Origin of the sequence: Glycomyces sp. MUSA5-2 (assembly GCF_037034145.1) — a bacterium.
Lineage (GTDB): Bacteria > Actinomycetota > Actinomycetes > Mycobacteriales > Micromonosporaceae > Glycomyces > Glycomyces artemisiae.
Genome location: NZ_JBAGKG010000001.1, coordinates 359,100 through 372,655 on the forward strand (window position 1 = coordinate 359,100; position 13,556 = coordinate 372,655).

General features: G+C 69.2%; 13 protein-coding genes and 2 pseudogenes. 7 read left to right on the forward strand and 8 right to left on the reverse strand.

Annotated features, from left to right (window positions below):
• Nucleotides 1-69: 69 nt before the first annotated feature.
• The 5 genes from WA640_RS01730 to rpsB form a co-directional block, all read right to left on the reverse strand.
• Nucleotides 70-999, reverse strand: a complete 930-nt coding sequence (locus tag WA640_RS01730) for a phosphatidate cytidylyltransferase (protein ID WP_106362126.1) — start codon at nucleotides 997-999, stop codon at nucleotides 70-72.
• Nucleotides 999-1,556, reverse strand: coding sequence for a ribosome recycling factor (frr, locus tag WA640_RS01735; protein WP_106362125.1), 558 nt, complete (start codon nucleotides 1,554-1,556; stop codon nucleotides 999-1,001). The genes WA640_RS01730 and frr overlap by 1 nt, the downstream gene beginning before the upstream one ends.
• A 113-nt stretch (nucleotides 1,557-1,669) precedes the next feature.
• Nucleotides 1,670-2,395 (reverse strand): UMP kinase, encoded by a 726-nt coding sequence (gene pyrH / locus WA640_RS01740; protein WP_335985787.1) that lies wholly within the window; start codon nucleotides 2,393-2,395, stop codon nucleotides 1,670-1,672.
• Between the two features lie 141 nt (nucleotides 2,396-2,536).
• Nucleotides 2,537-3,349: a translation elongation factor Ts gene (tsf, locus tag WA640_RS01745; RefSeq protein ID WP_106362123.1), complete on the reverse strand. Its 813-nt coding sequence runs from the start codon at nucleotides 3,347-3,349 to the stop codon at nucleotides 2,537-2,539.
• 32 nt (nucleotides 3,350-3,381) lie between these two features.
• Nucleotides 3,382-4,206, reverse strand: a complete 825-nt coding sequence (rpsB, locus tag WA640_RS01750) for a 30S ribosomal protein S2 (RefSeq protein ID WP_335985788.1) — start codon at nucleotides 4,204-4,206, stop codon at nucleotides 3,382-3,384.
• Nucleotides 4,207-4,580: 374 nt separating this feature from the next.
• Here rpsB and WA640_RS01755 point away from each other — a divergent pair, with 374 nt between their 5' ends.
• The 6 genes and pseudogenes from WA640_RS01755 to WA640_RS01775 all read left to right on the forward strand — a co-directional run bounded on the left by WA640_RS01755 (nucleotide 4,581) and on the right by WA640_RS01775 (nucleotide 11,514).
• Nucleotides 4,581-5,138, forward strand: a complete 558-nt coding sequence (locus WA640_RS01755) for a murein hydrolase activator EnvC family protein (protein WP_335985790.1) — start codon at nucleotides 4,581-4,583, stop codon at nucleotides 5,136-5,138.
• Nucleotides 5,135-5,512, forward strand: a pseudogene (locus tag WA640_RS28735) (YraN family protein); the annotation flags it as partial. The gene WA640_RS01755 and the pseudogene WA640_RS28735, both read left to right, overlap by 4 nt.
• A 16-nt stretch (nucleotides 5,513-5,528) precedes the next feature.
• Nucleotides 5,529-7,070 (forward strand): YifB family Mg chelatase-like AAA ATPase, encoded by a 1,542-nt coding sequence (locus WA640_RS01760; protein WP_442904649.1) that lies wholly within the window; start codon nucleotides 5,529-5,531, stop codon nucleotides 7,068-7,070.
• Nucleotides 7,071-7,101: 31 nt separating this feature from the next.
• Nucleotides 7,102-7,827 (forward strand): DNA-processing protein DprA, encoded by a 726-nt coding sequence (locus WA640_RS01765; RefSeq protein WP_335985791.1) that lies wholly within the window; start codon nucleotides 7,102-7,104, stop codon nucleotides 7,825-7,827.
• A gap of 55 nt (nucleotides 7,828-7,882) precedes the next feature.
• The gene (locus tag WA640_RS01770) at nucleotides 7,883-9,115 is read left to right on the forward strand and encodes a tyrosine-type recombinase/integrase (RefSeq protein ID WP_335985792.1); all 1,233 of its coding nucleotides are present in this window, start codon (nucleotides 7,883-7,885) and stop codon (nucleotides 9,113-9,115) included.
• Nucleotides 9,112-11,514 (forward strand): tyrosine-type recombinase/integrase, encoded by a 2,403-nt coding sequence (locus WA640_RS01775; RefSeq protein ID WP_335985793.1) that lies wholly within the window; start codon nucleotides 9,112-9,114, stop codon nucleotides 11,512-11,514. Before WA640_RS01770 ends, WA640_RS01775 begins: the two co-directional genes overlap by 4 nt.
• Nucleotides 11,515-11,561: 47 nt before the next feature.
• Here WA640_RS01775 and WA640_RS01780 read toward each other — a convergent pair whose 3' ends face one another.
• Nucleotides 11,562-11,723, reverse strand: coding sequence for a hypothetical protein (locus tag WA640_RS01780; RefSeq protein WP_335985795.1), 162 nt, complete (start codon nucleotides 11,721-11,723; stop codon nucleotides 11,562-11,564).
• 75 nt (nucleotides 11,724-11,798) lie between these two features.
• Between WA640_RS01780 and WA640_RS28740 the strand changes: the two are divergent.
• Nucleotides 11,799-11,903, forward strand: a pseudogene (locus WA640_RS28740) (DNA-processing protein DprA); the annotation flags it as partial.
• A 21-nt stretch (nucleotides 11,904-11,924) separates the two neighbouring features.
• Here WA640_RS28740 and WA640_RS01785 read toward each other — a convergent pair.
• Both WA640_RS01785 and WA640_RS01790 read right to left on the reverse strand, forming a co-directional pair.
• Nucleotides 11,925-12,191, reverse strand: coding sequence for a hypothetical protein (locus tag WA640_RS01785; RefSeq protein ID WP_335985796.1), 267 nt, complete (start codon nucleotides 12,189-12,191; stop codon nucleotides 11,925-11,927).
• Between the two features lie 72 nt (nucleotides 12,192-12,263).
• A complete protein-coding gene (locus WA640_RS01790) occupies nucleotides 12,264-13,493 on the reverse strand; it encodes a hypothetical protein (protein WP_335985797.1) in 1,230 nt (409 codons plus the stop codon).
• Between the last annotated feature and the right edge of the window lie 63 nt (nucleotides 13,494-13,556).

The following is a 13,556-nucleotide window of genomic DNA, read 5'->3' on the forward strand; positions in this document are numbered from 1 at the left end:
GGCCCGCCAACCCCGGATCGTCGAATTCACCCCGGGCCCTCCTTCACCGGATACACCAATCAGGACACATCACCCGAGCAGGTAACGGAACCACACATAGGCCACCGGGGCCACCATGAGGATCGAGTCGAGCCGGTCCATCACCCCGCCGTGGCCGGGAATGAGATTGCTCATGTCCTTGATGCCCAGGTCCCGCTTCAGCAGCGAGACCGACAGGTCCCCCAACGTAGCGGCAAGGGCGACGCACACGCCGAACGCCACGCCCAGCGGGAAGGACACGCCGAAGAACAGCCAGAGGGTGACCGAGGCGCCGAGCGCGGCGGCCACGACGGACCCGGCCAGGCCCTCCCAGGACTTCTTGGGGCTGATCCGCGGCGTCATCTGGTGGCGGCCGAAGAGCACCCCGGCGGTGTACCCGCCGGTGTCGGACATGACGACCGCGAACAGGTAGATGAGGACCTGCGCGGCGGCGCCGTCGATCCAGCGGGCCTCGGAGGCCTCGGAGGTCGCCAGGAGCATCACGAACCCGGCCAGGAACGGGACCTGGACGAGCACGAGGGCCGCGGCGGGCACGTCGGTGCGGTAGCCGGTGGCGCCCTCGGAGAGCCGCCACACGTACAGCGCGGCGACGCTGACGGCGGTGCCCAGGAGCAGGCCGGTGGCCCCGCCGAACCAGGCGAGGACCACGATGAGCACCCCGGCGGCCGCGAGCGGGATCACCGGGACGTTCTTGCCGCCCTTGCGCATCGCGGTGCCGGTCTCCCAGCAGGCGACGCCGACGGCGATCACCGCGAGGACCAGGAACGCGACCGGCTGGATCAGCACGGAGGCGATGACGACCGCGGCCATACCGAGCCCGGCGCCGATGGCGACGGGGAGGTTGCGTCCGGCCTTGGGCCGGGACGCGGGGACCGCCTCGGCGGTGCCGGGCCCGCTCCCGGGGCCGTCAAGCGACGGGCGGGGGCGACGGCCGGGCGGACCGTCGGGAATCGTGCTCATCAGATCTCAAGCAGCTCTGACTCTTTGGAGCCGACCAGCTCGTCGACGTGCCCGGTGAAGCGGCCGGTCAGGTCGTCGAGCTCCTTCTCGCCGGAGCGGCCCTCGTCCTCGGAGACCTCGCCGTCCTTGACGGCCTTGCCGATCTCGTCCTTGGCCTTGCGGCGGACGTTGCGGATGGCGATCTTGGCGTCCTCGCCCTTGGTGCGGACGACCTTGATCATCTCGCGGCGCCGCTCCTCGGTCATGGGGGGCAGGTTCAGCCGCAGCTGGGTGCCCTCGTTCGAGGGGTTGACGCCGAGGTTGGAGTTGCGGATGGCGTCCTCGATGTCCTTCATCTGGGAGGTGTCGAAGGGCTTGACGATGACCATGCGCGGCTCGGGGATCGCGATCGAGGCGACCTGCGGGATCGGGGTGGGCGCACCGTAGTAGTCGACGGTGATCCGGTTGAACATGGCGGACGAGGCGCGGCCGGTGCGCACCGCGGCGAACTCCTCCTTGGCGTGCTCGATGGCCCGCTCCATCTTCTCCTCGGCTTCGAGGAGGGTGTCGTCAATCACGGTTCTACTCGCATTCTCTCGCGGCCTGACAGCACTTCTGACCGTACCGTCCCGCCGTGGGTCCTCGGTGGCGCGGAGGTCCCCGGGCGCGGGGTTCGCCGCTTCTGCTGGGTCTAGTCCTGGGCGGCGTGGATGAGGGTGCCGATGGGGTCGCCGACGATGGCGCGCCGCAGGTTCCCGTCGTCGTCGGCGCCGAAGACGCGCATGGGGAGGGAGTTGTCCTTGCAGAGGCTGAACGCGGCCTGGTCGACGACCATGAGCTCGCGCTTGAGCGCCTCGTCGAAGGTGATGTCGTCGAGCCGCTGCGCGTCGGGGTCGGTGCGCGGGTCGGCCGTGTAGACGGCGTCGACGCCGTTCTTGGAGACCAGGACCTCCTGCGCGCCGATCTCCAGCGCGCGCTGGGCGGCGACGGTGTCGGTGGAGAAGTACGGCATCCCGGCGCCGGCGCCGAAGATGACGACGCGGCCCTTCTCCAGGTGGCGGATGGCGCGCAGCGGCAGGTACGCCTCGGCGACCTGGGCCATGGCGATGGCGGTCTGGACGCGCGTGTCGACGCCCTCCTTCTCCAGGAAGTCCTGGAGCGCGAGGCAGTTCATGACGGTGCCGAGCATGCCCATGTAGTCGGCGCGGGCGCGCTCCATGCCGCGGCGCTGGAGCTCGGCGCCGCGGAAGAAGTTCCCGCCGCCGACGACCACGGCGACCTGGACGCCCGCGGCCACGCCCGCGGCGATCTGCCGGGCGACGGCCTGGACGACGTCGGGGTCGACGCCGACGGAACCGCCGCCGAAGGACTCACCGGACAGCTTCAGCACGACCCTGCGGAACGTGGCTTGACTCATGGGATCTCCCCTGCTCTGTCTTTCCTTCGCGGCCGTCCGGCCCGCTGTGGTGCGGACATGGAACGAGGCGGCGGCCTGCGCCGCCGCCCCTTCCCATGCTTACGGCTGGAGCCAGTGTAGTCCGCGCCCGCGGACTACCCGCTACTCCTGGCCGACTTCGAAGCGGATGAAGCCGGTGACCTCGGTGCCGGCGTCGGCCAGCACCTGCCGCACGGTCTTCTTGTTGTCGAGGACCGAGGTCTGGTCGAGCAGGACGAAGTCGCGGTAGTAGGCGTTGACCTTGCCTTCCACGATCTTGTCCCAGGCGCGCTCGGGCTTGCCCTCTTCCTTGGCGGTCTCCAGGGCGACGCGCTTCTCGGTCTCCACGATCTCGGCGGGGACCTCGTCGCTGGTGAGGTACTTCGGCCGCATCGCGGCGGCCTGCATGCCGGCCTGGCGGGCGGCCTCGGCGTCACCGGTGTAGGAGACGAGGATGCCGACGGCGGGCGGGAGGTCGGCGGCCTTGCGGTGCATGTACACCGAGACCTCGCCCTCCAGCGAGCCGACGCGGCCCAGGGCCAGCTTCTCGCCGAGCTTCACCGACTCCTCGGCGATGACCTCGGCGACCGTCTTGCCGTTCAGCTCGGCCTGCGCGAACGCGGGCCCGTCGGCGGGGCGCACCTCGTCGGCGCGCTCCACCAGGGTCTGCGCGAGCTCGATGAACGCGCCGTTCTTGGCGACGAAGTCGGTCTCGCAGAGCAGTTCGAGGATGGTGTTGCCGGACTGGGCCACCAGGCCCTGGGCGGTGGTGCGCTCGGCGCGCTTGCCCACGTCCTTGGCGCCCTTGATGCGCAGGGCCTCAAGCGCGGTGTCGTAGTCGCCGTCAGCCGCTTCGAGGGCCTTCTTGACGTCCATCATCCCGGAGCCGGTGGCTTCCCGGAGCTTCTTGACGTCAGCCATCGTGAAGTTGGCCATTGCTCCCCTTCTTACTTCTCGTCTGGGATCGATTACTCGGCGGAGGGCTGCTCGGTCGCCTCGGGCGCGGCGGCCTCGGCGGCCGGGGCCTCGGCCGGCTTGTCCTCGACGAGGAGCTCCTTCTCCCACTCGGCGAGGGGCTCGCCCTCGGCCTTCTCGCCGGCCTGGCCGCCCGAGCGGGCCAGCAGGCCCTCGGCGGCGCCGTCGGCGATGATCTTGGTCAGCAGCGCGACGGAGCGGATCGCGTCGTCGTTGCCGGGGATCGGGAAGTCGACCTCGTCGGGGTCGCAGTTGGTGTCGAGGATCGCGACGACGGGGATGCCGAGCTTGCGGGCCTCGTCGACGGCGATGTGCTCCTTCTTGGTGTCCACGATCCAGATCGCGGCCGGGGTCTTCTCCATGTCGCGGAGGCCGCCGAGCGTGCGCTCAAGCTTGTCCTTCTCGCGCATGAGCTGGAGCATTTCCTTCTTGGTGCGGTTGGCCGCACCGTTGGCCTCGATGATCTCCAGCTCCTTGAGGCGCATGAGGCGCTTCTGGATGGTCTGGAAGTTCGTGAGCATGCCGCCGAGCCAGCGGTGGTTCACGAAGGGCATCCCGACGCGCTGGGCCTGCTCGGAGACGGCCTCCTGGGCCTGCTTCTTGGTGCCGACGAAGAGGACCTCGCCGCCCTCGGCGACGACGTTCTTGACGAAGTCGTGGGCCTTGGAGGCGTAGTCGACCGTCTGGCGCAGGTCGATGACGTAGATGCCGTTGCGGTCGGTGAGGATGAACCGCTTCATCTTCGGGTTCCAGCGACGGGTCTGGTGGCCGAAGTGCACGCCGCTTTCGAGCAGCTGGCGCATGGTGACAACCGACACGGTTGTATTCCTTTCGTTCCCTGGTTCATTCGCGGGAGGCGCCCGAAGTCCGGGCGTCCCGCGCCTGGCGCCCGTCTCCGGCGATCCGCAACCGGGAAGCACCCGGACCTGGGGGATCGCGAGGGCCGGACCGCGCCACCGCAGTGCTCAGGCACTGAGCGGGCGATGGAGGTCGGGCCGCGACGAACGCGCGAAGTCGGTTCGGCGCACAGTGGTGCCGTACCGCTCCGATCAGTGTACTTGGACCCGCGGCAACGCCGTCGAGGCGGTGGACCGCAGTGACAGACGCAATGCGCCGACCAGGACGAACGAGTTATCCACAGGCCCAAAAGATTTTTCTGGACGATTCCGGGCACCCGTCTCAACCTTGAGTCATGCGACGACTACACCACGCGATCATCATCGGCCTCATCACCACCGTGATCCTCGTTGCGTCCGCCTTCACGCAACCCGCCACCGCATCCGCCGCCGAACGCACCTCGGGCCCGTGGCTCCCTCCCACCGGCGGCCTCGACCTCCGCACCGGCTTCGATCCACCGCCCCTCCCCTGGCTCCCGGGCCACCGCGGCATCGACCTCGCCGCCGCCGACGCCCAGCCCGTGGTCGCCGCCGGGCCCGGGCGGGTCGTCTACGCCGGCGACCTCGCCGGACGCGGCGTCGTCAGCATCGCCCACGCGAACGGCCTGCGCACCACCTACGAACCGGTCGAACCCGCCGTCGCCGCAGGCGACACCGTCACCGCGGGCCAGACGATAGGAACGCTCCAAGCGGGCCACGCCTCCTGCACCGCCGCCGCCTGCCTCCACCTCGGCCTCAAACGCGGCCCCCGCTACCTCGACCCGATGCTCCTGTTCGGCGACGGCAAAGTCCGCCTCCTCCCCCGCCCCGGCCGCCCCCACGCGGCGCCCCTCACCGAAGGAGCCCGGTCATGACCGCACCGCCCGCTCCCGCCGCCACCGACCTGCGCCGCCTCCGCCCGCACGAACTCGGCCGCCTCGGCGAGCAGCTCGCGGCCGCGCACCTGCAACGCCACCGCATGCAGATCCTCGCCCGCAACTGGCGCCACCGCACCGGCGAACTCGACCTCGTCGCCCGCGCTGCCGACACGGTCGTCGTCTGCGAGGTGAAGACCCGCCGCTCTTCGCGCTTCGGCGGCCCGCTCGGCGCGGTCGACGGCGAGAAGCTCCACCGCGTCGAACGCCTCGCCCGCGCCTGGCTGCGCGAGCACTGCCGCCCCGACCAGCCGTGGCGCATCGACCGGCTCGCACTCACCGTCACGGGCGCAACGCAACTGGCACTCGAACACCGCAAAGGAGCACGCCGTGGGTTACGCGCGCACCACCACCGTCTGCACCATCGGCGCCTCGTCCGTCACGGTGACCGTCGAGGCCTCGGTCTTCAAGTCCTCCTCCAAAGGCGCCGACACGGTCCGCATGTCGGGCCTGCCCGACAGCGTCGTCAACCAGGCCCAGACCCGCGTCCGCTCCGCGATGGCGAACTCCGCGCTCCGCTTCCCGGACAAGTCGATCAGCGTGAACTTCGCCCCGGCCTCGGTCCCCACGACCGGCTCCGCCGCGGACCTCGCGCTCGCGGTCACCATCATGTGCGCCGACGACCTGCTCCCCGTCGAACGCCTCGCCGACACCGTCCTCCTGGCGGAACTCGGCCTCGACGGCGGCCTCCGCCCGGTCCCCGGCACGCTCCCCGCGCTCCTGGAGGCCCGCCGCTCCGGCCTGCGCACCGCGATCGTCGCCCCGGAGAACGCCGCCGAGGCGTCGATCGTCGAGGGCCTCACGATCCTCGCCCCGCCGGACCTCGCCACCCTCGTCGCCTGGGTCTTCGGCCAGACCCCCCTCGACCCGATCCCCCGCCCGCCCCGACCCGAACCGCCCCGCCTCCCGGACCTGTCCGACGTCCGCGGCCAGCCGCTCGCCCGCCGCGCCTTGGAGATCGCCGCCGCCGGAGGCCACCACATGCTCATGGTCGGTCCCCCGGGAGCAGGCAAGACGATGCTCGCCGAGCGCCTTCCGTCGATCATGCCGCCGCTCTCCGACGCCGAAGCGGTCGAAGTGACCTCGCTCCATTCGCTCCGAGGCAGGTTCACCGGCGGCTCCGCCGCGCTCATCCACCACGCCCCGTTCGAGGCCCCGCACCACTCGATCACCATGCAGGCCCTGGTCGGCGGCGGCACCGGCGCCATCGGCCCCGGCTCGCTCGCACTGGCCCACCGCGGGGTGCTGTTCATCGACGAGGCCCCCGAGTGGCCCCGCTCGGTCCTCGACTCGCTGCGCCAGCCCCTGGAATGCGGCGAGGTCCGCATCCGCCGCGCCAACACCGCGATCAGCTATCCGGCGAAGGTCACCCTCGTCCTGGCCGCGAACCCGTGCGCCTGCGCACCGAACAAACCGGTCGACTGCACCTGCCCGCCGTTGAAGCGCCGCAGCTACCTGACCCGGATCTCCCGCCCGCTGCTGGACCGCATCGACCTCCGGGTCAACCTCCCACCGGTCCCGCCCTCGGCGATCCTCACCGACCTGACCGAGGCCGAACCGTCGGAGTCCGTCGCGAAACGGGTCCAACGCGCTCGCGAGGCCGCCGCCGCGCGGTGGGCGGACGCGGGCGAGTCCTGGGGCCTGAACAGCGAAGTCCCGGGCCCGGCCCTCCGATCGGCGAGGTGGCGCCTCCCGGCGCCGGTCCGCAAGTACGTGGACGACCTGCTCATGAAGGAGCGCATCACGGCCCGCGGCTACGACCGGGTCCTGAAGCTGGCGTGGACGATCGCGGACCTGCGCGAACACGCCGGCCCGACCGCCGAAGACGTGGCCGAGGCGAACGAACTGCGCCTGGGCTACTCGGTCAGATGAATTCTTGGATGCGAGCGAACGAGGAGGACCAGTGACCAACCTGCCGAACGACGACCGCCGGGCACTGATGATGCTGTCCGAGCTCATCGAGCCCGGGGACGCCGAGCTCGACGACCTCCTCGCCGAGGTCGGCCCGATCGAGGCGGTGAAGCGCATCTGGACCGGCGACGTCCCCGAACGCCTCAACCGCCTCACCAGCGCCGCAGTCTCCTGCACGCCGGACCCCGCGGACCGCGCCGCCCAGATCGCCGCCGCGACCGAAGCGGCGGGCGCCCGAGTCCTCATCCCCGGCGAACCCGGCTGGCCCGAGCAGCTCCGCGACCTCCAACTCGTCTGCGACGCCGACGAACCGCATGTGCGCCCGCCCCGCTGCCTGTGGGTCAGGGGCCCACACGACCTGGCAGAACTGTGCGCCCGCTCGGTGGCGATCGTCGGCTCAAGGGCCGCAAGCGAATACGGCCAGCACCTCGCCGACGACCTGGCCGCGGACCTGACCAGCGCGGGCTGGACGATCGTCTCCGGCGGCGCACTCGGCATCGACAGAGCGGCCCACCTCGGCTCCCTCGCGAGGGGCGGCGCCACGGTCGCGGTCCTGGCCTGCGGCCTGGAGATGCCTTACCCCAAGGCGAACCACTCGATGTTCAACATGATCGCCGAACAGGGCATGCTCATCAGCGAATGGCCGCCGGGCTCGACCGCGATGAAGCACCGATCTGTTGACCGGACTTTCAGAGGGATCCTCGGCGTGTTGCAGTGAGGTGAGGCGGTCACCTCGATAGACATGCGGCTCCAGGGTGTGAAGGAGCTGCGCGTTGTTCGACGCTGATTCGAGAGAGATCGAGGCGATCCGGCTGCCGTTGTGGGGCCAGGTTGTCAAGGATCAAGGCGTGGTGCCGTGGGTCCTCCAAGACGGCCTGGGAGAACCCGTAGCGCCCGTGCAGACGTTCCTACGGGACTTCACCGCCCGCGGCAACTCGGCAGGCTCAGTCCGCAGCTACGCGATGGACCTGCTGCGGTGGTGGCGGTTCCTTATCGCCGTCGGCGTCGCCTGGGATCACGCCACTCCCTGCGAGGTCCGAGACTTCGTACTCTGGCTCCAACAGTCCACGAAACCTGTTGCGGCAGTAAGAAAACAGTCCGTCGAGACCGCTGGGACGGTCAACCCAATCACCCGCAAGACCTACCTCGACGACAAGTACAAGCCCACGACGATCCGGCACTCCAACGCGGTCCTTCGCAGCTTCTACGACTACTGGATCGAACGCGGCGAAGGCCCGATGTTCAACCCGGTCGTCCGCGAGCTCGGCCGCGGCGGCTCCCGAGCGAACGCGCACCACAACCCGCTCCAGCCGTTCAGAGCCGAAGGCCGACTTCGCTACAACCCGCGCCTGCCTAAACGCAAGCCGCGAATGATGCCCGACGACGAATGGAACCGGCTGTTCAAGGAGCTGGGGTCGAACCGGGACCGGGCGATCGTCGCCGTCGACGTCTCCTCCGGCGCCAGGGCCTCCGAGTTGCTGGGCATGGCCGGCGCCGACATCGACTGGGGTCAACAGCTTGTCCGAGTCATCCGCAAAGGCTCCCGCGCCGAACAGTGGCTCCCGGTCAGCGCCGAAGCGATCGTCTGGCTTCGCTTGTATTTCAACGACATCGGCGCCATAGGACCGACCGATCCGGTCTGGCAGACCCTCTACCGCCGCAACGGGAAACGGGCTCCATTGAACTACGACGCCCTGCGGGCGGTCCTGCGCCGCACCAACGCGAAGCTCGGCACCAACTGGACCATGCACGACTTCCGGCACACGGCAGGGAAGCGGATGGCTCGCGATCCAGGCCTGTCCTTGCTGGACGTTCAGACGATCCTCGGCCACGCGCATCTTTCGACCACTCAGATCTACCTCGAAGAAGACGACGACGAGGTCTTCACCCGCGTCCTCAAGCACCTAGCCGACCGTGAGGAAGCCAAGCAGGCGCCACCACCACCACCTATTGCCGGCGGATACAACCCCGAAGACCTCGACATCCTGTTCGGAGGACAGCCATGAGCACCACCAGCACACAGCAGTCGGCAACGACCGCTAGCTCTTCCTTGTCCGCGAACGACGCCGCCGCATCCGCGACCCCTGCTTGGCGTCCCGGCCCGTTCGACTCGGCCGAGGTCGAGACGATTTTGAACGCCATCGAGAAGTTGCCGACCTGGACACAGCGGCTGGATCGTTCGAAGCGCGGGCGCAGGGATGCTGCCGCGATACTGACCTGGCTAGAGCTGGCGCCTGGGGCCACCTGGCAGGACCGCTGGGAGTTCTATGAGACGAAGTACGAGGGCAAGTGGATCGGCGGCATCGTCGACGATCTGATTGCTGCTACTGGCCGCGGGCGAAGTGATCTTCCGGTCGTGCTCGGCTGTCTGATCCAAGTGCGGTTGTTCCGACCCAGCTACGACTTCCTTTGCAGTTTCAAGCCCGTCTCGATCTACCGGAAGATCCGCGCCCTCGTCAGCCCGGAGCTGTTCCTGAAGACCGAACACGCTGGGAAGGAGATGGGCATGGCGCCACGGCCGCTCGGTCAGGCGCTGAACATTCTGACCTCGCTGGTCATCACCACCGGAAAGCCGTTGGAAGAGATCGGCGCGTCTGACCTTCTCGCCTTCCGCGACGCCCACGCCCCCACCGATCGCAGAGTCCCTTCCGGCACCTACGGCGCCTGGCTGCTCCTGGTCGACCTCGGTCAGATCGAGTCTGGCACCACCCTCGAGTCGGTCTCCCGACCCGGTCAGCGGCCGGTCGATGAACTCGTCGACTGGTACCGGATCAAGAGCCCCTCGGTCCGCGAGGTCCTGATCAGGTACTTGCGGGAACGTCGCGCCGGGATGGACTACTCCACCTTCCGGGAGCGGGTCACCGTTCTGGTCGGCACCTTCTGGGCCGACATCGAGAAGCACCACCCCGGCATCGACAGCCTGCACCTGCCTGAAGACGTCGCCATCGCCTGGAAGGAACGGCTTCGATACGTCGACCGAGGAGGCGAACGCGTCCCCCGCAAGTCCTACTTCGACGTCTTGATGAAGGTTCGCAGCTTCTACCTGGACATCGCCGAATGGGCGCTGGAGGATCCCTCCTGGGCCCGATGGGCCGTCCCCTGCCCGATCCGCCGCGGCGAGACCGAGGGACTGTCCAAGTCCAGGAAGGTCCTGAAAGCCGCGATGCACCAACGCATCAGGGAACGACTTCCACACCTGCCACGCATGGTCGACGCCGCTGAAACATGGAAGGACGATGCCGCCAGACTCCTTGAGGCCACGGAGCGGACTGCCATCGACGTCACCTTCGAACACGACGGCCGCCGCTACCAGCGAACCGTTCCCGCGAAGAGCCGAAGACCGGGCGACTCCAACCGCGGAACACCGCGGGTCCTCGCGATCGACCTCGCCACGGGCGAGACGATCGACGTCGGCAACCAGGAAGATAGGGCGTTTTGGGCCTGGGCCTGCGTCGAAACCTTCCGGCACACGGGCACCCGAATCGAAGAGCTACTGGAACTCACCCACCTGGCCCTCGTCTCCTACCGGCTCCCCGACACCGGCGAAGTGGTCCCGCTCCTCCAGATCGTCCCCTCGAAGAACGGCGAGGAACGCCTACTCCTGGTCACACCCGAACTCGCCAGCGTCCTCGCCAGCATCGTTCAACGCGTCCGCACCCCCGAGGGCACCATCCCCCTCGTCGCCCGCTACGACGGCCATGAGCGCACCACCGGACCCGAACTCCCGCATCTGTTCCAGCGCCAGTTCGGCTGGCGGAGGCAAGTGATCAGCCCCGGCACTGTCCCGAACCTGCTCAACGAAGTGCTCGCACGGACCGGCCTCACCGACCGCGCGGGACGTCCCCTGCACTGCACCCCACACGACTTCCGAAGAATGTTCTCGACCGAAGCGGTCACCGGCGGCCTGCCGATCCACATCGCCGCGAAGATCCTCGGCCACGCCAACATCAACACCACCGAGGGCTATACCGCGGTCTTCCAGGACGACCTCATCCACTCCTACCGCGCCTTCGTCGACCGCCGCCGGTCAACCCGCCCCAGCGAGGAATACCGCGAACCCACCGCCGAAGAGTGGATCGAGTTCCAGCAGCACTTCGCCCTGCGCAAGCTCGAGCTCGGCGACTGCGGCCGCCCCTACGGCACGCCCTGCGCTCACGAGCACGCCTGCGTCCGTTGCCCGATGCTCCGCGTCGACCCGCGGGCGAAAGGGCGTCTTCAGGAGATCATCGCGAACCTGACCGAGCGCATCGAGGAGGCCAGGGCCAATGGCTGGCTCGGCGAGATCGAAGGGCTCAAGACCAGCCAGACCGCGGCGATCAGCAAGCTCGCCTCCCTCAACCGCGCTGAACGGAACAAGCCCGGCCGCACCGAATTGGGCCTACCTAGCACCCGCCGCAACAGTTGATCCCCACTCTTGCGTCAGGCTCAAAGTCAAGAATGTCGAGAGAGAAGTCACAAATCCGAGCTAAGGATTTTTTTATATAGGGCGACGACACCGGAGGCCCCAAGATAAGCCGAGATGATGGTCCACGTTGAGGCCGTTGAAGAAACAGTGCCCAGCATGAACGGCAGAGCAGCCGTCATGGCGCTGACGATCAACGCGCGGGATTCCATGCGCCAAGTCTAGCGTCGGACCCGAAGACTACGCACCTCGGCAAAGTCCGGAAAAGCTTCCTCACTCGCAACCGAGTGATCGCCGCACTCACCGCCGGAACGGTAGTCGTAGAGGCGGCCGACCGCTCAGGCGCGAGGAACACGGCCCGATACGCGGCAGAACTCGGCCGGGTCCTGATGTTCACCCCGGGCCCGGTCACCTCATCCCAATCGGTCGGCGTCCACCGTCTCGCCCGCGAACCGTGGGAAGCCCGCTTGGTCACCTGCGCGGAAGAGGTCATCGAAGACGTCACCGGCATCGGCGGCCCGCTCGCCAGCGCCCCGCCACCCCAGCGCCGCCCGATCGACCGCCTCACCGAAGTCGAGGCCCGCCTGGTGGAGTCCCTCCCCCGCGGCTACGTGGTCGAGACCGCCCGCCTCGCCGCGGTGGCGGGCCTCCCCGCCGACCTCGCCGTCGAGACCCTCCATCGCCTCCAGCGCATGGGCTGGGTCGACAAGATCGACGACCGCTGGCGCCTCGCCAGGAATCCAAGGCCCGCGTTAGGGGATCGGCGGGGCCGGGGGGACGGGGTATTCGGTGGTGACGGTGCGGGGGTCTTCGAGTTCGGCGAGGGGGGCCCAGCATTCGTAGACGCCGCGTTCGACGCAGGTGGCGTCGGCGGCCATGATCGCCTCGATGTCGGGTTGGCTGAGGCGCAGGCGGACCCAGTCCTCGTTGCGGCCGAGGGCGAGGACCTCGATGTCGCGCCAGCGCGCGCGGGTGTGGAAGCGGCGCGGGGCGGTGATGGGGCTGCGGCTGGCGGCGCCGCGGGCGTAGGCGTGGAAGCCGTGGCCGGGGTCGGCGGTGATGGGGACGCGTTCGCCTTCATGCTCGCCGGTGAGTCCGGCGTGGACGGAGGGGTTGACGCGGAAGAGGGTGCGGCCGGTCTCCAGGCCGGGGATGCGGTTGACGAGGTCGCGGTGGCGGGCGCCGGCGACGCGGTTCCACACGTTGGTCTGCGGCTGGTACTGGAACAGCGCGATCTCGGCGCCGTCGGGCGTGTACGCGAGGATCTCGGCGCGCGCGGAGAGCGGCAGGTCGGCGAGTCCGGCGGTGGCGTATTCGGCGATGAGGTGCGTGCCGCTGGGGAGGAAGCCGGTGCCGAGGACCATGGAGCCGCGGCGTTCGCGGCCGGGGATGCCGACGAGGCCGGGGAAGTTGGCGAGTTCGCTGCTGGTGTAGTCGTCGGGGCCGATGGCGCGCCAACGCAGGCAGAAGGCGATGTCGCGGACGTCGTCGGGGTCGCCGGAGAGGACGATGCGGTCGCTCGGGAAGCGGAGGTGGGCGACGTCGAATTCGCGGAAGCAGAGGCCGCTGACGAGGGGCGCGGAGGTGAGCTGGCGCGAGACCTGGTGGCGGCTGAGGGGTTTGACCATGCGGGTGCCGGGGGTGATGAAGGCGGTGGCCCGCGTGGCGGAGACGAGGGCGCGTTCGGCGGGGCCGATGCGGGGGTTCTGGCTGTACTGGTGCACTGTGGACGCGGTGATCCCGGGCATGACCGGGATCGACAGCGGTGCGACGCCGGCGAGGAGCATCTCCCCGCCGGGACTGGTCACTTCGGAGGCGTGGACGAACCGGTGGTAGGTGGATCCGGCGGGTTGGAACCCGGGTTCCGAAGTGTCCGAATAGATCTCGAATGCGGCGCCTCCGGCGGCCGCACGGGCCCGGTATCGCCTGTCATGCCAGACGATCTCGGTGATGCCGGTCTGCGCGGCAGGTGGGGCCTGCATGACGCTGAGTGTACGGAGGCGGGGGAACGTCTCGGTGAACCGAAGGTGAACAGCAGCGGTTGC

Excerpts from the sequence above, each read along its gene's own strand:
- WA640_RS01785 (WP_335985796.1), bottom strand. The coding sequence starts at position 12,191 with ATGGAGGGTCTCGACGGCGAGGTCGGCGGGGAGGCCCGCCACCGCGGC.
- WA640_RS01730 (WP_106362126.1), bottom strand. The coding sequence starts at position 999 with ATGAGCACGATTCCCGACGGTCCGCCCGGCCGTCGCCCCCGCCCGTCG.
- WA640_RS01755 (WP_335985790.1), top strand. The coding sequence starts at position 4,581 with ATGCGACGACTACACCACGCGATCATCATCGGCCTCATCACCACCGTG.
- WA640_RS01775 (WP_335985793.1), top strand. The coding sequence starts at position 9,112 with ATGAGCACCACCAGCACACAGCAGTCGGCAACGACCGCTAGCTCTTCC.
- tsf (WP_106362123.1), bottom strand. The coding sequence starts at position 3,349 with ATGGCCAACTTCACGATGGCTGACGTCAAGAAGCTCCGGGAAGCCACC.
- WA640_RS01790 (WP_335985797.1), bottom strand. The coding sequence starts at position 13,493 with ATGCAGGCCCCACCTGCCGCGCAGACCGGCATCACCGAGATCGTCTGG.
- pyrH (WP_335985787.1), bottom strand. The coding sequence starts at position 2,395 with ATGAGTCAAGCCACGTTCCGCAGGGTCGTGCTGAAGCTGTCCGGTGAG.
- WA640_RS01780 (WP_335985795.1), bottom strand. The coding sequence starts at position 11,723 with ATGGAATCCCGCGCGTTGATCGTCAGCGCCATGACGGCTGCTCTGCCG.